We start from the raw sequence: 22,692 nt of genomic DNA, 5'->3' as shown, positions 1-22,692 counted from the left end.
AACAACTGCAATCCTTTAATTTAAAAACAAGGTATGTCACAAACGATTTTGGAAAAACTTCAACTGACCAACGAAAAGAATCTTCTGATCCAAGGTCTCCCTTCCTCCATCGAAAAACAATTTTGCAAGCTTTCATTCGCTAAAAACCTGACACCGTTGTTACGTACCCGCAAAATAGATTTTGCGTTGGTATTTGCGGTTAACGAAGCTCAGTTAAATGGCATTTTAAAAGACATCATGCCGGCGTTGAAAGAAGAATCAAAGTTGTGGGTGGCTTTTCCAAAAAACACATCAAAGATTGTTACCGATCTTAACCGCGAAGCAAGCTGGCAAAAGTTGGCTACAGCTGGTTACGAAGCTACAGAGCAGGTATCACTCGATCATGTGTGGAACGCGTCCCAATTTCGTAAGTCTGAATTAATGGTATTTGCAGAAGACACTTTAGTGGAAGTAAGTGCTAAACGCACTGTTGCTGCTGCTGTTTAATCTTGCTGCATGTTTTATTGAAGCGCTTTGCATTTTTGCAGAGCGCTTTTTTTATGCATTGAACATAATTAATGCAGCAACATGTTTATTGAATGCCTTTACAAAACAATCAATAGTGAACTAGTTTATTATGAAGAGATATAGGATTGATGTTTGTTATCATCAACACAACTATAAACATTGTGCTGTCATTATTCATTACATGTACATGTTGATAAATACAATGTTCAACTATGGAACAAAAGCATGAGTAAAAAATTCTACACGTCATGCATTTGCTTTTTCAGCCACATACATATTAAAACAGGAAAATTGGTGGCATTAAAATAGTATTAGTAAGCGCATGATTAAGAATATTGAAGATGTAACATGCGCATTCCTCCACAACCTCGACCTGGTTTGCTTTTCACACCTGCGTTGGGGTTTTGTTTATCAGCGCCCACAGCACTTGTTAAGCCGCTTTGCAAAACACACCCGCGTTATTTTCGTTGAAGAACCTATTTGGCACGATGCACCGGATACGATGCATATTTCGCAGGATACCAAAAACTTATTTGTTGTGGTTCCGCACCTGCAGCATGGTAAAGAAGGTTGCCCGCTACAACGCCAGCAGAAACTCATTAGCGGTTTGTTGCCGCAGTTGAATGTGCAGCGATACTTCGCTTGGTACTATACACCGATGGCACTTCCGTTTACCGAGCACTTGTCGCCAGAGTTTGTGGTGTACGATTGCATGGACGAACTTTCTGCTTTTAAGTTTGCACCACCCGAACTTACTATTCGTGAAAAGCAATTGTTGCAGATGTCCGATGTTGTATTTACCGGAGGCCATTCTATTTACGAAGCAAAGCAATTTGCGCATCCCAACATTCATCCTTTCCCTAGTAGCATAGATAAAGCACATTTTGGCGCAGCCCGCACCAATGTAACCGATCCTGCCGACCAGGCGCATATTCCGCATCCGCGTTTTGGTTTTTCAGGTGTGATCGATGAACGCATGGATATAGAGCTGATTGGAAAAGTAGCAGCAGCACGTCCTGATTGGCATTTTGTAATGATCGGGCCTGTTGTAAAAATTGATCCGGCAACATTGCCACAAGGACCTAACATTCACTACCTGGGTGGAAAGGACTACAAAGAACTCCCTAAATATATTGCAGGTTGGGATGTGGCTGTGATTCCGTTTGCAATGAACGAATCCACCAAATACATCAGCCCCACTAAAACACCTGAATACCTGGCTGCAGGCAAGCCGGTAATTTCTACACCCATCCGTGATGTAGTGCGCCCCTACGGCGACAATAACTTGGTGCACATTGCCGCCACAGCAGAGGAGTTCATTACCTGTGCGGAAAAAGAATTGAAAAAGCGTGGCCGCAAAACCTGGATGAACAAGGTTGATGCGTTTCTTTCGGGCAACTCGTGGGATCGTACCTGGAGCCAGATGGTGCGCCAGATCGAAAACATTGTGACCAAGCAAAGCACCGAAGCACTCACAGAAACAAGCAAGGAAAAAGCAGTGGTGGGTTGATCAGGCAATGCGTAATCGCTGTATGGCAACAGCATTTTTTAATATACTAATCAATACAGTAAAAGGTGTGCAGTTCCGTACGGCACACCTTTTATATTTTTTTGTGGGCAAATTGAAAGGAGGCGGCGCTAGTTTTCCACACCGGCGGGATAACTATTGATCATTGCAGCGCAACCTCGCATTGCATTTGCTGCAAATGGCCGTTACGCTGCAACGATAAGAAAGCCAAACCGGTTCCTCAATGAATGAATAGGACAGGATCAGGAATCGGGATCGGTATTGCGAAACTAAAAACAGGCTCATGAACTTGAATGCTACTATATCTACTCAGGGCCAGCCATCACACCTGCCCGCACTTTGGGGCGGCATTGAATGTACCATCAACCGGGTGGAGGATGCATATTTCGACCAATTGGCCTATGCGCAACATTATAAAAGAAAAGACGACATCGCTCATATTGCGGCGCTGGGCATTGAGCGGCTTCGCTATCCAATTTTGTGGGACAAACACCAGCCTCAACGCGGCGGCACTATCGACTGGACCTGGATTTCCGGGCAACTGGAACAACTGCAGGAGCGGGGCATTGAAGTTATAGCCGGACTGGTGCACCACGGCAGCGGCCCAGCTTATACCAATATGCTCGATGAGCAGTTTCCCGAATTGCTGGCCGAATATGCCGGCGCAGTCGCCCGCCGTTTTCCACACATTCAATACTATACGCCGGTAAATGAGCCGCTGACTACTGCGCGGTTCAGCGGACTGTACGGCCTATGGTATCCGCATAAGCGCAGCGATCTTGATTTTATCAAAATGCTGCTGAATGAACTTAAAGCAACGGTGCTTTCCATGCAAGCCATCAGGGCTGTAAACCCGGATGCCAAACTGGTGCAAACCGAAGACCTCGGTAAAACATACAGCACACCGCTGCTGCGCTACCAGGCCGATTTCGAAAACCATCGCCGCTGGCTTACTTACGATATTTTAATGGGTCGCTTAGACACGGAACACCCGCTTTGGTCCTGGTTTTTAAAACTAGGCATACCCGTTGCCGACCTGGAATTTTTTATACAGAATCCCTGCGTTCCCGATGTGTTTGGTTTTAACCATTATGTTACGTCAGAACGGTACCTCGATGAGCGGCTGCACCTTTATGCTCCGGGCACACACGGCGGTAATGGCCGCCACCGCTATGCCGATGTAGAAGTGGTTCGGGTAGAAGTAGAAGAAGAAACAGGCGTTAAAGTGTTGGTGCAAGAGGCATGGGAACGCTACGGTCAACCCATTGCCATTACCGAAGTGCACCTGCATTGCCACCGCGAGGAACAGCTCCGCTGGTTTCAATATGTGTGGCAAGCTGCTACTGAAGTAAAATCCTGCGGCGTTAACATTGTTGGCGTTACAGCATGGGCGTTGCTCGGCTCTACAGGTTGGAACAAATTACTCACCAAACCCCGCGGCACTTACGAGCCTGGCGTCTTCGATATCCGTGGTGGTTACCTGCGGCCTACAGCGCTTGCAGCATTTTTGAAAAAGATTGCGCAGGCGCCGGAAAGGGCGCATCCAACTTTAATAGAAAAAGGCTGGTGGCAACGCGAAAACCGTTTTTTCAATACTGCACCGGTGCTGCAAATGCATGCCGATACCTGCTTTACACAAATGGGTACAGCGCCGCTGATGATCATTGGAAAGAGGGGAACACTGGGAAAAGCTTTTGCACAAATTTGCCGCGAACGGTCCATTCCGTTTGTGCTCCTTGGGCGGCAGGAATGCGATATTACCGACAGCGCACAAATTGAAGCTGCACTGGATACTTATATGCCCTGGGCGGTGATCAATACTGCCGGCTTTGTGCGGGTGGATGAGGCGGAGCGGGAAGCCGACCGGTGCCTGTCGGAAAACTGTAGTGGTGCAGTGCAACTGGCTACAATTTGCCGGCAAAAAGGCATTCGTTTCATGACCTTTTCCACCGATATGGTATTTGACGGCACGAAGGAAAAACCTTACGTGGAAAGCGATAGCGTAGCGCCCCTCAACTGGTACGGACAAAGCAAGGCCAATGCCGAGGAGCAGGTTTTGCTGGCAAACCCGGAAAGCCTGGTAATCCGCACCTCATCGTTTTTTGGCCCGTGGGATGAGTTCAACTTTTTGCACTACGTGATTGAAAACCTGGCTGCGCAAAAAGGCATCATGGTGGCCAACGACGTACATATTTCACCAACATACGTGCCCGACCTGGTGCATGTTTCCCTCGATCTTTTGATTGATGAGGAACAGGGCATCAGGCACCTGACCAACAAAGGCGCCATTACATGGGCAGCACTGGCACAGGAGGCGTCACGGATGTTCCGGCTCAGCAATATTTTTATCAACGAAGTGTCGATCGATGAAATGAACCTCGAAGCGGCGCGGCCACGCTACTCGGTGCTGGGCACCGAAAAGGGCTGGATGATGCCTACGCTGGACAACGCCCTGCGGCGGTTTGCCAGGGAGCGGCGGCCAGAAGTGGCTACCCAGTTAATTATCTAAGTTGGAAACGTAAAAACCTTCTTTGCGCAAAATGGTGCGGTTCGATACCGGAGTCAGCAGCGAATCCTTAACCAGTTTTTCTACCAAACGAAGCTGATCCTGGCTGTCGGTGGTTTGTGCAATGGTTTTATAGCTTTCGATTTTGAGGAGTGCCCGGCGGCTGGTTTTGATCACATGACGGTCGAGCCAATCGAACTTTTCTGCGAGGTATAACTGGTGGTTACGAAAGTAAGCGTGCATCTTTTGTTGGATATTGAATTGTGTGGTAAACGTTTGTGGGTTTCAATTTAGTGACTTAACAGATAAAAAAGTCAGGCGGTTGACCAATCGGGCCCATTTTGTCGCCCAAACGGCCTTTTTTTTCGGCGGGTAAGAAAAAACCCTAAGCGGTAAAACGGACGGATAAAAAAATCACGGCTGGAACACCGACCCATTGCGATAGCTTGTTTGGGACGGTATTCCTTGCCGTGATTCGTTTTTTGTCCAACACTGAAATTATGCGTCTGCCTCAGCGTACTCTTTATTGTAAGTCTCGCTCAACTTCCGTTGCAGGTCGAAGGAAACCGGCATGTAGCCGTTCAGCGACATTTTAAATTTCGCTCTTCCTTGGCTGATGGACCGCAGCGAGGATGAAAAATCGTGCAGTTCGGCCTGCGGGATATTGGCCACGATTTTCTGGAAATGGCCCTCAGCGTCAATGCCTTCCAGCACGCCGCGGCGGCTTTGAATTTCGCTCATCACCGCACCGGTCAGGTCTTCTGGGCAAAGCACTTCCACTTTGTTGATGGGCTCCAACACCTGCGGGTCGGCATCGCGGAAGGCTTGCTTGAACGCCATAATGCCAGCGATTTTAAACGATATATCATTGGAATCAACCGGGTGCATTTTACCATCAAATACGCAAACCCGCACATCCCGCACATAAGATCCGGTCAGCGGGCCCTCGTGCATTTTTTCCATGATGCCTTTTAAAATAGAAGGCATGAATCGGTTATCGATGGCGCCGCCCACAATACAGTTGTAGTAAACCAGTTTGCCGCCCCAGTTTAGCGGAAATTCTTCGCGGCCACGCACTGTCATTCCTTCAGGCTCGGGCATGCCTTCGTACCAGGGTTCAATGCGCAGGTGCACTTCGCCAAACTGGCCGGCACCTCCCGATTGTTTTTTGTGGCGGTACATTGCCTCGGCCTTGCTGCGGATTGTTTCGCGGTAGGGAATGCGTGGTTTGCCAAACTTCACCGATATCTTCTGGTTGTGTTCGATCTTCCATTTGGCTACCGCCAAATGCATTTCGCCCTGGCAATGCAACAGTGTTTGTTTTAATTCCGGCGAAACTTCCACCACCAGTGTCGGATCTTCTTCGCGCAGTTGGTGCAGTGCCTGCGACAGTTTTTCTTCATCGCCTTTGTTTACCGCTTCAATGCTCACTGTCATGTTGGGCGATGGAAATTCAATCGGCGGCAGTTCAATATTGCGGCCTTTAACGTGGAGCGTATTGTTTACATGCGTGTTGCGCAATTTCAGCGTAGCGCCAATATCGCCAGCCACCAACTCCTGCACCGGCATCCGTTTGTTGCCTTCCATCAAAAACAACTGGTTGATTTTTTCGGGTACGCCGTTGGCTTCGTTTACCAGCTCCATACCGCTGCGAATAACGCCGCTGTACACTTTGAAAAAGGAGAGATCGCCCACATGCGGTTCGGAAATGGTTTTGTACACAAACATGCAGGCCGGGCCCGATGCATTGCACGGAAGTTCTTCGCCGTTCTTGGTTCTTTGCGCCGGCATCTCGTTGGCCGATGGGCATACGTTATCGATAAAACCCATCAGGCGCCCACTGCCCATGTTGCGTTCGGCGGAAAGACAAAACAGCGGGAACAGATCGTGGTGGATCATCGCTTTTTTCATGCCTTCTTTCAGCTCGTCTTCCGAAAGTTCGCCCCGGTCAAAGTATTGCTCCATCAGCGTTTCATCGTTCGCGGCTACCGCTTCAACAAGTTCCTGGTGCAGCTTTTCGGCCCGTTCCCGCTCATCGTCGGGTATCGGTAGTTTTTCGGGCTTGCCACCGGTGTCTTTAAACTTGTACATCGTCATGCGCAGCACATCCACAATTTCATGGAAGCCGGCACCAACTTGCCGCGGGTATTGCACCACGCAAATATTGCTGCCAAAATGATCTTTGGCTTGTTGCACGGTGCGGTCGTAATCAGCCGTGTCTTCGTCCAGTTTATTTACGGCAAAAATCATGGGCGTACGAAACTTTTCCGTGTACTCCCAAATCACATCGGTGCCCACTTCCACACCGGTAGATGCGTTGAGCAGCATGATACCGGTGTCGGCTACCCGAAGTGCGGAAAGCACATCGCCTACAAAGTCGCTGTAGCCGGGCGTATCCAGTATATTGATCTTGTAGCCGCGCCAGCGGGTGTGCAGCAGTTTCGAAAAAATAGAGTTGCCGCGTTCCTGCTCCAGCGGGTGGTAGTCGCCGGTGGTATTTTGTTCTTCCACGGTGCCGCGGCGGGTCGTGATGCCTGCTTCAAAGAGCATGCATTCCGCTAAGGTGGTTTTGCCGCAGCCGGCATGGCCGAGCAAAACAATGTTTTTGACATGTGCGGTATCAAATTCGGGCATGGCAATACGTTTTATTGCGTGAAGAATAAAAGGGCAGGAGCGGCAGGTGCGTTAAAGGAGGGAATGGGGGAAGTCAAAAGGCAATGGTCATAAGCAAACACCACAAAGGTTGTTGCTCTTTTTACTTTGTAATGTTGCCTTTTGACTTCAAACTATATAATGGTTCTGCTGCGCCAACCGGGCTGCCCATAAAAAAAGCCTGTGAATTTTCGGGTTCAGCAGGCCGAGGCATTGGTAAAGACGCGGAACTCGTTGCGCAGCTCCTGCAAAGTATTTTCAAGAGTCAAAAATTCATCCAGCAGGTGCTCGTGGCGGGCATACACTTCGTCTTGCATTTGCTCGGAGCCTTCGGCTTCAATGAGCCGTACATGGCCTTTAATTTCCTGCTTTAGGTCGTGGATGTTAATGAGTTGAATGTGAAACTGGTTGTCGAAGTGTTCTACTTCCAGTAGCTGGTCTTTGGAGAGGGTGTTGCGGCAAAAACTTTGAAGCGATTTTTTTGCGTCCTGAAATTCTTCGCGGTAGTTGCGGAGAATTTGCCGCCAGTCGGTGCACTCAGCTTGTAACTGCGAGAGGTCTGTCTGAACCATGGGATGAAGATTTAGAGGGTTAAAAAATAAAGAACTTCAGCTTCCCCGGTGTCTTAGGATGGTTAGCCTAAATTTAGCGCATTGTGGCAAAAAAAGAAAGTTTATTTCCGGGCCGCAATGCCCGTTTTTGCCTTTGCTGCTTTAAATGTAGCCCGTAAAATGCTGTGCTGAACCTGAGTCTGCTCATCGGTAGCGCTGCCTAAAATCAGGTTTTCGAATCCCTTTTTTTACCATCATCGGGGTGCGCCTCAACTGTTATATTTGCCCTGTGATCAAGCAGGAAACGATACAGCAGATACAGGCACGGATCGACATCATGGACATCGTGGGTTCGTTTGTAAAACTCAAACGCCGCGGAGCCAACTATCTCGGGCTTTGCCCGTTTCACAACGAAAAATCTCCTTCGTTTACCGTTTCTCCATCAAAAGAAATATTCAAATGTTTTGGCTGCGGCAAAAGCGGCAACGGTATCTCGTTTGTAATGGAGCACGAAAAGCTTTCGTATGTGGAAGCTTTGCGCTGGCTTGCGGCACGTTACAACATTGATGTAGAAGAAACCGAAATGTCGCCTGAGCGGCGGCAGCAAATGCAGTCGGCCGAGAGCTTGTACATTGTCAATACATTTGCACAAAAGTTTTTTACCGCACAACTTTTTGAAACCGAAAACGGGCAGGCTGCCGGTCTTTCTTACCTGCACCAGCGCGGCTTTGAAGATGCGGTGCTGCGCAAATTTGGCGTGGGCTATGCGCCTGATGGCCGCGATGTTTTTACCAGCCATGCACTGGCCAATCATTACAGCGCAGAGGTGTTGCAAAAAGCTGGGCTATCTGCATTGCGGCAAGATGTGTTGGTGGACAATTACCGCGACCGCATTGTATTTCCGGTGCACAACACCAGCGGCAAGGTCATTGGTTTTGGTGCCCGCTTGATCAAAAAAAACGACAAGGCGCCGAAGTACATCAACACGCCGGAAAACGAGCTGTATTTAAAAAGCAAAATTTTATACGGTACTTATTTTGCCCGCCAGGCAATTGATAAAGCCGACGAGTGTTTGCTGGTGGAAGGTTATACCGATGTAGTATCACTGCACCAGGCGGGCATTGAAAACGTAGTGGCCAGTGGTGGTACTTCGCTAACGGTGGACCAGTTGCGGCTGATCAAAAAGTACACAAATAATCTTACGATCATTTACGATGGCGATGCGGCGGGTGTAAAGGCTGCGCTGCGCGGCCTCGACATGGCCCTGGAAGAAAGCCTCAACGTAAAGCTGGTGCTGATTCCGGACGGCGAAGACCCGGACAGTTATGTGCGTAAAGTAGGCATGACCGAGTTCCGCAATTTTATCTTAAACAACAAGCGGGATTTTGTGTTGTTTCAGCTGGAAGTGATGCTGAAAGAAGCAGGCTCGGATGCGCAGAAAAAATCGGAGGTGGTGAACAGCATTGCCGAAACTATTTCCAAAATCGATAAGGCAGAAGACTTTACCAAAGCGCAGGATTACATACGCCAATGCGCACAGATCCTGAATATTGATGAAGGTGGTTTTACCACGCTGGTCAATAAATTTATCCGCAACCGCATATCGCTGCAGGAGGCAAAGATTCCTTTTGACGAAGCAAAAGTACACGAGGAAAATGCCCGCAAGGGAGCCGCAACTGATTTCGACGACAACACGTTTAACCTCCTTTTTAAGGACGACCTGCAGGAGCGGGAAATTGTGCGGGTGCTATTGGAACACGGCACGAAGATGTACGATGATGCGCAAATGGTAGCCGATTTTGTACTCAATGAAATGCCTGAGGATGACTTGTTTGATAATAAAACGGTTTCGGAAGTGCTGCACTTGTTTCGCGAAAAAGTAGCGGCACACCAGCCACCGCCTGATAAGAACTTTTTTATTTACCACCCCAACACGGAGCTGAGTACACTTGCAGTTTCGCTGTTACAATTCAGGCACGAGCAAAGTGATCATTGGAAGAAAAACCTGAGCCAGAAAGCAGGCTACCAGAAGTCCTTATTTCAGCAGGATTATAAATCGTTCATCAACGCGGTGCAACCGGGCAATGAAGAAAAGCTGCAAAGCTTTTTGCTGATCGAAGAAGACAAGTCGATGGACGAAGTGGACTCGGCCGTGAATTATTTAAAGCTGCGCAAAATAAAACGCATGCTGCTGCAAAACCAGGTCGATATGGAAAAGGCCGACATTAATGAACAAATGACCTTGTTCAAAACCCATGTGGCCCTGAAAGAGATGGAAATGGAACTGTCGAAGAAGCTGGGTTCCGTAGTGATCAAATAGGAGTTGATAGTTTATGGTTGATAGTTGATAGTTTTTGTTTTCTGTAAATGAAAAACTACCAACTACTAACTACCAACCATAAACTTTTAACTGTCCGCTACACTACTGCTTGCCGCACTTTTACCAATTGCACCAACAAGTCTTCCAGCAGATCGAGGCGCAGCATATTGGCGCCATCGCTTTTAGCGCAGGAAGGATCGGGGTGGGTTTCAATAAACAAACCATCTGCGCCGGCAGCTAATGCGGCTTTGGCAATGGTACCAATCAGTTGCGGGTTGCCGCCCGTTACGCCAGTGGTTTGGTTGGGCTGTTGCAGGCTGTGCGTACAATCCATCACCACCGGTGCGCCGGTGGCCTGCATCCAGGGAATATTGCGGTAATCAACCACCAAGTCCTGATAGCCGAATGTGGTGCCCCGTTCGGTCAGCATTACTTTATCGTTGCCTGCTTTCCTTATTTTTTCCACTGCAAATTGCATGGATGGGCCGCTTACAAACTGCCCTTTTTTTACGTTTACAATTTTGCCTGTTTCGGCAGCGGCCAACAGCAATTCTGTTTGGCGGCAAAGGAATGCGGGTATTTGCAAAATATCAACGTACTGCGCAGCCAGTGCGGCTTCTGCTTCGGAGTGAATATCGGTGGTGGTAGGCAGGTTAAAATGTTTGCCGGTTTTCTGCACCAGGTCCAATCCCAGCTCGTCGCCGAGGCCGGTGAACGATGACGCCGATGTGCGGTTGGCTTTTTTGTAAGAAGCCTTGAATACATAAGGAATGCCCAGTTTGCGGCAAATGCCCGAAACTTTTTCAGCCACTTCCATCACCAGTTCTTCGCTTTCTACCACGCAGGGGCCGGCAATGAGGAAAAAGTTTTTTTCGTCGTATGATTGGTTTGCAAAAAGTGTTTTCAAAAATGGATTCATGCCGCAAAGGTACAGGAGTTGGATAAGTTGTGGCAGGCGGAAAGTTTTGTGGTAAAACGGCTTTTTTTATTGCAACAAGACCGTGGATAAGGTAGCGATACGCCGCTCCTCACCGGATTGTTTTGGTTAAAAACGGTAGCCAATCGTTTGCACAAACATTAGCGCCAAAACATAGCAAACCGCACCTACATTTGTCCGCACAACCGTTTTCACATGACGAAAGAAAAAATTTTAGTGATTGGTGCCTCCGGCCAGATTGGCGTGGAACTAACACTTGCACTGCGTGCCATTTATGGAAACAACAACGTTATTGCCTCCGACCTGCGCGAAGAAAACAGCCTGCTGCACGGCTCCGGGCCTTATGTGTCGCTGGATGTAATGAACAAGGAAATGCTGCACGTGCAGGTGATCCGCCAGGGCATTACCCAAATTTATTTGCTGGCTGCCATGCTTTCTGCCACCGGCGAAAAAAATCCGGCGCTGGCCTGGCACCTCAACATGCAAAGCCTGCTCAATGTGCTGGATATAGCCCGTGAAGAAAAACTAACCAAGGTGTACTGGCCCTCTTCCATCGCGGTATTTGGCCCTACTTCTCCAAGGCAGCAATGCCCGCAGCAAACCATCATTGAGCCAACCACGGTGTACGGCATCAGCAAATATGCCGGTGAATTTTGGTGCAATTATTATTTCAATAAATACGGTGTGGATGTGCGCTCTATTCGCTACCCGGGTCTTATTTCGTATAAATCAGCACCGGGCGGCGGCACCACCGATTATGCGGTGGATATTTTTCACCAGGCGCTGGAGCATGGCCGCTATACCAGCTACCTCAGCGAGCATACTTACCTGCCCATGATGTACATGCCGGATGCCATCCGTGCAACCATCGAACTTATGGAAGCGCCTGCTGAAAACATCAAGGTCCGCACTTCATACAACCTTTCTTCGATGTCGTTTTCACCGGTCGAAATTGGCGCAGCAATTAAAAAACATTTACCCGAATTTGAACTGGATTTTGCCCCCGATTACCGACAGGCCATTGCAGACTCGTGGCCGCAAAGCATCGACGACTCAGTTGCCCGCAGCGATTGGGGTTGGCAACATCAATACGATCTGCCACTGATGGTGGCTGATATGCTGGAAAACCTGCGTAAGTAATTGTACTGTGTGCATGGTAATGCTAACTACTTAATGGGCTTGCAACTGTCATAGACACCCGGTTTTTCACCTAATTATTGTTGCTGTTCATCGAAAGGTTGCCTGAGGCAACCTTTTTTTTGCCGTTATTTTGTACTGGTTTAATACCAAAGCTGATAATCCGTCCAACACGTATCCCATGATTGAAAGCCATTCAACGTCTATCTCACTATACAAACTGGTCACCAACCTGCAACTGGAAGTAGTGGCTGCCAACACCGAAGTGCAGCAGATGGCTGGCCTGTCGCTGCAGCAAATAATTGGCACACCCATACTGCAGGCGCTTCCTTTATTTGATGCATACCAAACCGAGCGGGTAAAAAATGCATGCGTGCAGCAACCGGGCTACTCGCAAATGTTGGAAGTGCAATGGTCGCACAACGGTGCGATACAGCATTTTACCTGGATGATCTGCGCCATCATGGACAGCGCCGGCGATCCCGAAGGGCTGCAATGGATTGGCGTGGACAGCACACACTGCAAGCAAACCAGCTATGTAAGCAAGGTGCAGCAACTGGTGCTCGATCATATTTCGGATGCGCTGGTGGTACACGATGCACAGATGGCTGTTACTTCGTTTAGTAAAAAAGCGGAACAGGTGTTTGGCCTCGCTGCACACCAGATTTCCGGCCGTAAGCTTTCCGACTATTTTTCCGTACGGCCCACGCCCAACAACATTGAACATACGGTACAGGAAATCAGGCGCACCGGCCAGTGGCAGGGGCCTGTGCAGTGGGTGGGCCATGATGGCAACGAAGTATTTACCTACAGTAATATTTTTGAAGTAAAAGACAACCGCGGCTGTGTTTGCGGTTATGTTTCCATCAACCGCGACCTTACCGATCAATTAAAGCTGCAGCAAAACCATAAGGAGCAGTCTACGGTAAAAACATTGCTCGAAGAGATCATGGACCAGACCGGTGCATTGGCCTGGGCTACCGATGCGGCGGGCAACAAGCGGTACATGAATGCAACGTTTCGCAAAGCATTTAATGTGGGCAATGATGCCGTACCGCGCCGCATGAACGAATTGTTCAATGAAGAAGAAGTTGCGCTGCGCTCCGACGAGAACCGGCGGGTAATTGACGAAGGTATTTCGCTGGACAAGGTGCAGGAGTTTTCACTGCCCGACGGCCGCGAGGTAAAATACCGGATGCATAAATTCCCGGTGCAAACCGGCGAAGGCAGCTTTGCTGCGGGTTTTGCGTTCAACATTACACAAGAAGTGCTGCGCGAAGAAGAACTGCAATACCTGAAGCAGCGCTATGAAAAAGCCGCCAACATATTGGCTGATGTTATTGCTGATTGGGACATTGAAAAAGACCGCATTTGGCGCAGCGATCCTGCATCTGGTATTGAAGTTCACGATGCCAAAGCGCAATGCATCAACGACCGTTATCAGCGCCTGCACCCGGCTGATTTGGAAGGCTTCAAAACCTCGCTGTACAATGCAATAGAATCCGGCGCCGAAACATGGCAAAGCGAATACCGCTACCATTCCGGCAAGGCCGACGGGCGTTTCAAAGTGCTGCACGAACGGGGCGTGTTTTTGCGCAACGAATCGGGCAAAGCAGTGCGCATGATTTCGGTGATACAGGATGTGACCGAAAAGCAGAGGCTGCAGCTCGAACTGGAAGAAAAGAAACGTGCCGTAACGCAGGCAACCATTGCCGGCCAGGAGGCAGAACGTAGCGAGCTGGCCCGCGAACTGCACGACAACGTGGGACAGGTATTGGCCATGTGCAAGCTGTTTGTTGATATTACATCTGATGCGGTGCAACATGAGTACCTCGATAAATGCCGCGACCACCTGCAAAGGGCCATTGCGGAAATCAGGAGTTTGTCGCACAGGCTAAGCCCCGAAACACTATCACGGAAAGGCCTACCCGCAGTTATTGCCGACATGGTGGACAACATCAACCAAACCGGTAAACTGCGCATCCATCATAAAAAATGCACCTGTTTTGAAAACATAGAGCTGCCGCAACAATTGCAGATTGCTGCATTTCGCATTGTGCAGGAGTGCATCAACAACATTTTAAAACATGCACAGGCCACTGAGGCATCCATACATATTTGTGTAAAAGATAACGAACTAAACATTGGCGTAACCGATAATGGCAAAGGATTTGATCCTGCGCGGGTTCAAACGGGTATTGGATTGAAAAACATATACGACCGCATTGAAGTAAACGGTGGTAGCATCGACCTGAAATCCGCACAGGGCAAGGGTTGCAGCATTTCGATAAAAATACCGCTGGTGGCCGAAACTGTTCTGTTTTAATTACATTTTTTTGCTATGGAACGTCCCAACAATCAACCCATACCCGACGCCAGCACCCGGATGCTGACGGACAAATTATCCGACGGGATCATATACACCGATCGCAACTTTGCTATTTTATACCTCAACAAAGCAGCAGAAAATATTTTTGAAGTAACGTTGGATGAAGTGCAGGGTTGGATGGTGGATGATGTGATTGGCTATGAAGGCATCCAGGGGCAAAGCCGCGAACAGATATTTGCTTCGCTGCGTGAAACGAACCAGTGGTGCGGCGAAACATCTGTTATGCAAAAAGGCGGCAAACGCCTGCATCTTCGGTTAAACATAACACTGGCCCGCAACGAAGCCGGCAAAGCAGATCATATTTTGCTGGTTTGCTCCAACCTTACTGTTACCAACGAAGCGCTGGAACTGGTTGGTTTTCTCAATAAAAAAAACGCGGAACTCGAAAGTGCTATCCGTCACTTGAAGCAGGAGGAACTGAAGTTTGAAGCATTCATGAAATATGCGCCGGCTTTTACCTGGATCGTGGATGAAGAAGGCAATCATTTATACGCAAACGACTTTTGGAAAAAGACTTTTGGCATCACCGAGCAGGTCGAAAAGTTCAACTTGTTTGATGTGTTTCCACCCGACATTGCTGCTGAATATTTAAAAAATAACCAACGGGTTTTGCTGGCCAATACTGCCACCGAAAACCTCGAGCCATATGTGTTGCCATCCGGCGAGCGGCGCCTGTGCAAAGTGTACAAATTCCCGATCCAGAATGGCAATGGCCAGATTTGGATTGGCGGCATTGCACTGGATATTACCGATCATGTATCGCGGCAGGAGCAGTTGCAGGAATCGAACGAACGGTTCCGGCAAGTGATTAAAGCTACGTCGGAAGCCATTTGGGACTGGGATGTGGCGGCCGATGAAGTGCACCGGGGCGAAGGATTTCGAAACCTGTTTGGCACCGACCTCGGCACAGCGCCTATGGAAATGCGCAATTCGTTTGTGCACCCCGATGACCGTGAACGCATCCGTGAGTCCCTGCAGGCGGCGCTTGAAAGCGATGCCACCACCTGGCAGGAAGAGTACCGTTTTCTTTGCCTCAACGGCAATTATAAAATCTGTTCCGACCGCGCCAGCATTATTCGCAACCGGAAAGGTCAAGCGATAAGGGTGATTGGCGCCATGCGTGATATTACCGTGCAACGCGAACTGGAATCGGAGTTGCGTCGTAAGGAAAACCATCGCCGCCAGGCCATTTCCAAAGCCGTAATTGATGCACAGGAAAAAGAACGTTTTGAAATTTCATTTGAGTTGCATGAGCAGATCAGCCAAACGCTGACCACCTGCCACCTGTTGCTGCAAGACCTGCATTGCGGCGAAGACCAGGAACGCCTTGAGTTTTGCCGCACGCTGCTCAACCAAAGCATCAACAGCATCCGCAACATCAGCCACCGCATTAACCCAGGGACGCTTGAACTGATTGGGCTGCAGGGATCGCTGGAAAATTTTATTACCATCATTGGTAAAGATTCGCGGCTGGAAATTGACCTGAATACATCGGGGCTTGACCGCAACGCTAATCTGCCGGTGGAACTGCAGCTGGCGGCTTACCGCGTGGTGCAGGAACAGTTGAACAACATCCGCAAACATGCCGAAGCCACGTCGGTTTCCATTCATTTAAAAATGGATGGCGGTAAATTTTCTATCGATATTGAAGACAACGGCAAAGGCTTTGAAGCGCACCGGCAAACCCATGGTCTGGGGCTGGCCAATATGCAGCACCGCGCCGAAATGCACCAGGGCGAAATGTCGATCCAAAGCGTTATGGGCAAAGGCACCCGGCTGCGGGTGGAGTTTCCGTTTGGGCTGGCGGCACGCAGTCATGACAGTTCGCTCAACTAAGGGCTATATTTGCCCCGTTTATGAACCTGCAACAGTTGGAATACATTGTGGCCGTTGACCAGCACCGGCACTTTGCACGGGCAGCAGATAGCTGCTACGTTACTCAGGCAACCCTCAGCATGATGATCCGGAAGTTGGAAGATGAACTCGATGCAGTGATCTTCGACCGGAGCCGCCAACCCGTGGTGCCTACCGATGCTGGCCGCCGCATCATTGAACAGGCAAGGATTGTATTGAAAGAAGCTGCGCTGCTGCGACAGATCAACACGGAAGCTTCAGGCGAGTTGAGCGGGCAGTTGCGCATTGGCATCATTCCCACGCTGGCGCCTTATATTTTGCCTTATTTTCTTTCTTCTTTTTTACAAAAATACAGTGGTGTGCAGGTGCGCATTACTGAACTGAATACCGCACAGATCTCCGAGCAACTGGCGCAGGATAAATTAGACGTAGGCATACTGGCCACGCCATTGCCCAACGAAGGTTTGAAGACCGATCCGCTGTTTTACGAACGTTTTTTTGTGTTTACTTCAAAAGAAGAAAAAACGCTGCGTAAAAAATACGTGGTGCCGCAGGACCTGGACACAGCCCGTATTTGGCTACTGCAGGAGGGCCATTGCCTGCGCAGCCAGATGATGAGTTTGTGCCACCTGAAACGCGACGCCGCCCTGCACAACCTGGAATACGAAGCAGGGTCGATTGAAAGCCTATTGCAGATCGTGGAGATCAATAAAGGACTGACCATCGTGCCCGAGCTGGCCACCGTTTCTTTCGATGGAGAAAAGAAAAAACAGCTCAAAGCTTTTCGGCCACCCGTTCCCGTTAGGGAGATCAGCCTGGTGACTTACCGGCATTTTATCAAAAACCGGTTACTGGCGGCGCTTAAAGCCGAGATCATTGCCGGCGTGATGCCGATATTGGGCAATGCAGCAAAAGACCAGACGGTGATTGGGATTGAGTCGTAGAAGTGGGGTATCAAACTAAAATCTATAAAAAGTTTTCTGTAGATGACTTTGTAAACTATTGTTGTTTACGAGCATAATTTCAAACCGCCTTCAAGTTAGCTTCTTGGAAAACTGGAGCTGTCATGCCGAACTTGTTTCGGCATCTCCTCGATCTTCAAAGTTTCTTACTCGAAGGAGCTGCCGAAACAAGTTCGGCATGACAAAGAACCGAAGTTCATAAGTGCAATCTAATAGGGTGGTTATAAAATATAAAATGCCGAATCATGTTCGGCATTTTATATTTCAGAAATAATCTTTTGCAGAGAAGCTTTACCTCATCACGGTTTTGCCGCTTTTACCCCAAATGCCCGTAACGAATCGTTGTTCACCGCTGCCAGTACCCATTTGCTGTTTCGGCTGTTGATCACGGCAAGGTCTTTCACGTCGCCTTTGATCAGCAAACCAGAACGGGCTGGTTCCACTACCGTAAAAGTTTTGTCCTTATTGCCCGTGAGGAACAGTCCATACGATGCATCATAGCGGCCGGTCATTACCTCGGTCTGGTATTCGTTACCGGCCAGCAGCAGGTCTTTAATGCCATCGCCGTCGATATCGGTGCAAACAATTGCATTCACCGGCGCAAACTGCGCTTGTTGGGGCAGTGCTTTTTTTACAAATTTTCCGCCGCCCATATTTTCAAAAATCGATGACTGCGTTTCCTTGCACACCAACTTTTGGACTTTGTTTTCTTCCACGCCTTTAAATATATCAGCTGGCGTAGCTTCCACGTAATTGGCGTGGCGCAGGTATTTCTTTTTGATCATGGGTACCTGTTCGGCAAAGTGCCCACGGCTCACGCCAGGCCGCAGCGTGGTGCTTCCGTCGGCATCCTTGATGTGGTAGAAAAGCACCGGATCGATGCTGCCGTTGCGGTCGATGTCTGCCGCCATCAGTTGCATCGGTTTGCCGGGCTCAGCGTGGTAAATACAATTGGCACCGAGGTTGCCCGCAACAATATCCAGGTCGCCATCGCCGTCCAGGTCGGTTACGGCCAAAGACCGCCACATGCCTTCGTTATCCTGCAGGCTGGTAAGGGCGGTGGCGTCTTTTAGTGCGCCATTTTCATTGCTAAAAAACAGTACTGGCATCCATTCGCCGGCCACTACCAGGTCGAGGGTGCCGTTGCCGTCATAATCGGCCCAGGCCGCGGCGGTAATCATACCGGCGTTGCGCAGTTTCGGGCAAACTTTATCAGTCACGTCGGTAAAATGGCCACCGTTGTTTTGTAAAATATAGCTGTTCGGCGCCAGGGGAAATTGGCCCGATACACGGCCACCAATGAACAGGTCCTGGTCACCATCACCATCATAATCACCGGCAACCACAGTGCCGGCAATAGTTGTTACCGTCGCCGGAATGGCTGCCGGTTGCGCTGTAAAATTGCCCTTGCCATCGTTGAAATAAAGGCGTGGCTTGTGAAACGGCGATCCATCGGGGTACATCGTTTCGCCATTGGTGATGATGAGATCGAGGTCGGCATCGCCGTCTGCGTCAAAGAGCAGGCAGTCGGCGTCTTCTTCCATTTTAATGCTATCAGTAAAATCGCGGGCTGAAAAACTGCCGTTGGCTTGTTGAAAAAACAATTGCCCCGAAGTATTGTATGCACCGCCAACAAAAAAGTCTTCCAGACCATCGCCGTTCATATCGCCGGTGGTGATGAATGGCCCAAGGCGGGAAAATTTTTGCGGCAGCAAACGCTGCTGGTCAAAATCATTGTGCTGGTTTTCGCGGTGCAGGTACCCAATATTCAATGCGCCATTGGCGGATGCAAACAGCGGCGTTGCTGTAGGTATTCTTTTTTGAAAAGGCAGCGTCGCATCGTTTTGGTGAAGCGTGTATGTTGAATCGGCCTCAAGCTGGCGTAGCACCTGCATCCGGTCGTTCGGCCACACTACTACAACCGAATCTATGCTGGTTGCTTTGCCTAAGCCGAATAACAAGTCGTTATCAACAGTAGAAAAATACCCTTTTACCGGGCTCTGTTCCTGCACCTGCATCTGCCCACCGGAATAAACATAAACGGTACTGCCCAGGCCGTGCAAGTTTGGTTTTACACCGTTCAATTTTAGTTTAAGAAAATGGTTGTTCGCAGGTTGTTCGTTGTTGGCTTTATTGAGCAAAACAAAGGCCTTGCTGTTGATGTTGTTCACGACCAGGTCGAGGTCGCCGTCGTTATCCAAATCGGCATAAGCAGCGCCGTTCGACATGGACTGTTCACCGATGCCGGCGGTTGATGACACATCGGAAAAAGTATAATCGCCGTTGTTTAAAAACAGGTAATTGGGCAGCAGCACATGCTCCAGCGAAGCAAGTTTTTCGCGGATTGCTTTTTGTTTATCCGCCATTGATGAATTGGAGGTATTCAACACTTCGCCACTGAATTCTAAAAAATCACCATTCACAAAATCGCGGCCGATGCCGTTGGTGATGTGCATGTCCTTCCAGCCGTCATTGTTAAAATCTGCTACCAGGACGCTCCAACTCCAATCGGTTGCAGCAATGCCTGCCATTTGCCCGATCTCGCTGAAAAAGGGCATGTCAATTCCTTTTACTTGGTGTGTGCTATTGTTCAGTTGCAGCATATTGCGTACAAACTGTGGATGGTAACCTAGGTTCCGCTCTGCTTCGTAGCGGTTATAATTCATCAGCGAGTACGAAGTTTTTTTACGTTCATTGGTTTCGGGAAGCATGTCCAGCGTCGTAATATCCGGGCGGCCGTCGTTGTTGATGTCGGCGGCATCCACGCCCATGCTGGAGTAGCTGCTGTGTTGCAGCGCTTGTGCTATGCCGTTAGTAAAGGCTCCGTCGCCTTTATTCATCCACAGCACATCGTCCGAAACGAAGTCGTTGGCCACATATATATCCGGCCAGTTGTCGCCGTTTACATCAGTTACTACCACGCCCAGGCCCATGCCATCGTCTTTAATATTTGCAGCAAGCGTTACATCAGTAAAAACCGGGTGGCCGGCGCCGTTAGTATCGCCATCATTGCGGTACAAGCGGTCGTTAGCTGCCGATCGGCCCGTTGTATCTTTCCGGTACAGCGTATTTGCATTGGGCCCGTTCAGCATGTAGTTGGCGAGGTACATATCCAGGTCACCGTCTTTATCATAATCAAAAAAAGTTGCCTGCGAAGAATAGCTGCTGTCGGCAAGGCCATAAGCCGCAGCCTGCTCTTTAAATGTTCCATCGGCCTGGTTGATGAATAACAGATTGGCCGTGCGGTTGATCAAGTTTGAGCCGTATGAACAAACATAGATATCGTCGTAACCATCGCTGTTGATGTCCACTACGCTTACGCCGGTTGCCCAGATATTTGTTTGTACACCGGCTTTTTCAGTCACGTCTTCAAACTGGTTATTGCCCTTGTTGAGGTACATGCGGCTGCTTACCTGATTACCGGTAAAATAAATGTCCTTCAACCCATCGTTGTTAAAATCGCCAATGCCTACGCCGCCGCCCATGTAGCCAAACTCGTTGATGAACGATTTAGTGGAATCCGTTTCTTCAATGGTATTGGTAAAATGAATACCGGTTTGTGCTGCATCCAACGAGGTAAACATGGTTTGCTTTTCCCCTTTTTCCGAACAGCCGGTAACCAGCATTTGAAAAAAGATGAAAAATGAACAAAGCCGGATGGATGAAAGGAGTGGAGTAGTGGCGCTCATAAACTAGGTATTGCTAAACGGGTAACCGGTAATGTTGTATGCTTAAAGAGGCTGTCTTGCAGGTAGCAAGCAGCCTCTTTAAAATTATGGAATAATGATGCTTATCGCAGCAATGGGTTGGCCGCAATTTCCGCCGCCGGAATGGGCAGTAGGTCTTGCTGGCCGGGGCGTGGATCTGGCATGATCGAAGGATAATATCCTTTTTTGCGCCAGCGCAAAATGTCGATGTTATTCAGCGACTCGATGGCCAGTTCAACCATTCTTTCACGCATAACGGCGCGGATAGCCTGCTCTTTGTTAGCCGCCGTCACCGCTGGCATGTTTACACCTGGACGGCTACGCACCTGGTTGATGTAACCGGCAGCAGCGCCAAAGTTGCCCAGTTCTGCTTCGCATTCGGCCAGTAGCAGCAGCACATCGGCGTAGCGAATGAGGCGGTGATTGATGCCACCTGGGTGGAATCCGTTGTCATCCCAATCGTAAATGGAGTACTTGCGGAAAATTCTTTTCAGCCGTACGCCATTGCGGGTGCTTTGGGCAACGTTCAAGTCGGCATCAGTAAGCTGGCGGCCCGGGCGGGTTCCTTCAAAGGTCAGGATGCGGTCGCCCAATTCATAAATGGTGAATTTGTAACGGGGGTCGTTAGCTTCAAACTGGCTCAGGAGCAGGTTCGAAGGAATCACGTTACCCCAGGTCATGCCGTAGTCCTGGTTGCGTACAGTGCTCACCGGCTGCGAAATGCCTTCGCCATTATAACCCCAGTTGAAGTTGTTGTCGCCTTTGTCGGTAAACGCCACTTCAAAAATGGATTCGGCGTTGAATTCATGACCATCGGCCACTTTGTTGCTGTTGGAAATTACATCGCCGTCGAAGTTGTGCAGGAACGGTACCAGCGAGTAGCGGCCCGAGTTCACCACTTTCAGGAATGCTTCTTTAGCGCCGGCATAATCGGCCTGCTGCAATTTGGCCTTGCCCATGATCGCATTGGCAGTGCCGCTGGTTACACGTCCGGGTTGTGCGGGAACAGCGGGCAGTTTTTGCGCAGCTTCCGTCAGGTCGGTGTAGATCAGGTTGTAAATATCGGCCACCGGCGATTTTCCTTTGTAATCGCTAGGCGAGTTGATGGGTTCAGTGTAAAGCGGCACTTCACCCCACTGCGATACCAGTTCGAAATAAGCCCAGGCACGCAGCAGTTTTGCTTCGCCCACCAGTTGGTCGCGCAGCGTGGTGTTGTCGGTTACGCCTGGTGCTTTGGAAACCACCAGGTTGGCGCGGTTGATCATTTGGTAGCAACCGTTCCATACGTTGCCCAAAACCGAGTTGGAAGGAGCGCCGTTGGTTTGCTCCAGCAGTTCGGCCCTGGGGGCTTCCAGTTGCGGGCCGCCCGAGGCTGCCTCAGCGCCGCGCATATCGTGCAGGAAGAAGTATTCGCGGGCTACCATTGAGCCGGAGCGCAGGGTTGAGTAAATGGCGTTTACGCCGTTCTGCAGTTCTACTGCGTTGGTAAAATAGCTTTCTGTTGTAGGGTTGTTACCGTCAAGCACATCAAGCTTGTCCTCGCAGGCAAGTATGCCCGTTGCCAGGATCAGGCCTGTTGCCAAAATTTTATTAATCGATCGTTTCATAAAAAAATCATTTGTTGTTCAACCAGTGTTGAAAT

General features: G+C 49.4%; 14 protein-coding genes. 8 read left to right on the top strand and 6 right to left on the bottom strand.

Annotation, left to right across the window (positions count from 1 at the left end; all coding sequences use genetic code 11):
* The first annotated feature begins 33 nt into the window (after window positions 1–33).
* The 3 genes from EPD17_RS14345 (at window position 34) to EPD17_RS14335 (ending at window position 4,544) form a co-directional block, all read left to right on the top strand.
* Window positions 34–486 (top strand): hypothetical protein, encoded by a 453-nt coding sequence (locus EPD17_RS14345; protein WP_175580725.1) that lies wholly within the window; start codon window positions 34–36, stop codon window positions 484–486.
* 343 nt (window positions 487–829) lie between these two features.
* Window positions 830–2,017, top strand: a complete 1,188-nt coding sequence (locus EPD17_RS14340; RefSeq protein WP_132055273.1) for a glycosyltransferase family 1 protein — start codon at window positions 830–832, stop codon at window positions 2,015–2,017.
* Between the two features lie 301 nt (window positions 2,018–2,318).
* The gene (locus EPD17_RS14335; protein WP_132055271.1) at window positions 2,319–4,544 is read left to right on the top strand and encodes a family 1 glycosylhydrolase; all 2,226 of its coding nucleotides are present in this window, start codon (window positions 2,319–2,321) and stop codon (window positions 4,542–4,544) included.
* On the opposite strand, the gene EPD17_RS14330 is transcribed toward EPD17_RS14335, so the two are convergent.
* From EPD17_RS14330 to EPD17_RS14320, 3 genes are all read right to left on the bottom strand, one after another.
* The gene (locus EPD17_RS14330) at window positions 4,533–4,784 is read right to left on the bottom strand and encodes a hypothetical protein (protein WP_132055269.1); all 252 of its coding nucleotides are present in this window, start codon (window positions 4,782–4,784) and stop codon (window positions 4,533–4,535) included. The genes EPD17_RS14335 and EPD17_RS14330 overlap by 12 nt on opposite strands.
* A 255-nt stretch (window positions 4,785–5,039) precedes the next feature.
* Window positions 5,040–7,175 (bottom strand): elongation factor G, encoded by a 2,136-nt coding sequence (locus EPD17_RS14325; RefSeq protein WP_132055267.1) that lies wholly within the window; start codon window positions 7,173–7,175, stop codon window positions 5,040–5,042.
* 215 nt (window positions 7,176–7,390) lie between these two features.
* Window positions 7,391–7,765 (bottom strand): hypothetical protein, encoded by a 375-nt coding sequence (locus EPD17_RS14320; RefSeq protein WP_114233658.1) that lies wholly within the window; start codon window positions 7,763–7,765, stop codon window positions 7,391–7,393.
* 268 nt (window positions 7,766–8,033) lie between these two features.
* Between EPD17_RS14320 and dnaG the strand changes: the two genes are divergently transcribed.
* The gene (gene dnaG / locus EPD17_RS14315; protein WP_132055265.1) at window positions 8,034–10,064 is read left to right on the top strand and encodes a DNA primase; all 2,031 of its coding nucleotides are present in this window, start codon (window positions 8,034–8,036) and stop codon (window positions 10,062–10,064) included.
* 97 nt (window positions 10,065–10,161) lie between these two features.
* Here dnaG and kdsA read toward each other — a convergent pair whose 3' ends face one another.
* Complete coding sequence (gene kdsA / locus EPD17_RS14310; protein ID WP_114233660.1) at window positions 10,162–10,983, bottom strand: 3-deoxy-8-phosphooctulonate synthase; 822 nt, start codon at window positions 10,981–10,983, stop codon at window positions 10,162–10,164.
* Between the two features lie 213 nt (window positions 10,984–11,196).
* On the opposite strand from kdsA, the gene EPD17_RS14305 reads away from it, so the two are divergent.
* From EPD17_RS14305 to EPD17_RS14290, 4 genes are all read left to right on the top strand, one after another.
* Complete coding sequence (locus EPD17_RS14305) at window positions 11,197–12,141, top strand: NAD-dependent epimerase/dehydratase family protein (protein ID WP_132055263.1); 945 nt, start codon at window positions 11,197–11,199, stop codon at window positions 12,139–12,141.
* Window positions 12,142–12,319: 178 nt separating this feature from the next.
* Complete coding sequence (locus tag EPD17_RS14300) at window positions 12,320–14,464, top strand: PAS domain-containing protein (RefSeq protein WP_132055261.1); 2,145 nt, start codon at window positions 12,320–12,322, stop codon at window positions 14,462–14,464.
* A 15-nt stretch (window positions 14,465–14,479) separates the two neighbouring features.
* A complete protein-coding gene (locus EPD17_RS14295) occupies window positions 14,480–16,363 on the top strand; it encodes a sensor histidine kinase (protein WP_132055259.1) in 1,884 nt (627 codons plus the stop codon).
* Between the two features lie 20 nt (window positions 16,364–16,383).
* Complete coding sequence (locus EPD17_RS14290) at window positions 16,384–17,325, top strand: hydrogen peroxide-inducible genes activator (RefSeq protein ID WP_132055257.1); 942 nt, start codon at window positions 16,384–16,386, stop codon at window positions 17,323–17,325.
* 317 nt (window positions 17,326–17,642) lie between these two features.
* On the opposite strand, the gene EPD17_RS14285 is transcribed toward EPD17_RS14290, so the two are convergent.
* Both EPD17_RS14285 and EPD17_RS14280 read right to left on the bottom strand, forming a co-directional pair.
* On the bottom strand, window positions 17,643–21,032 hold the full coding sequence (locus EPD17_RS14285; protein WP_132055255.1) for a VCBS repeat-containing protein: 3,390 nt from the start codon (window positions 21,030–21,032) through the stop codon (window positions 17,643–17,645).
* Between the two features lie 101 nt (window positions 21,033–21,133).
* Window positions 21,134–22,657: a RagB/SusD family nutrient uptake outer membrane protein gene (locus tag EPD17_RS14280; RefSeq protein WP_132055253.1), complete on the bottom strand. Its 1,524-nt coding sequence runs from the start codon at window positions 22,655–22,657 to the stop codon at window positions 21,134–21,136.
* Window positions 22,658–22,692: the final 35 nt, after the last annotated feature.

The organism is Pseudocnuella soli, assembly GCF_004347775.1.
Lineage (GTDB): Bacteria > Bacteroidota > Bacteroidia > Chitinophagales > Chitinophagaceae > Flavisolibacter > Flavisolibacter aquaticus.
This window is presented reverse-complemented; position numbering and strand designations above follow the sequence as displayed.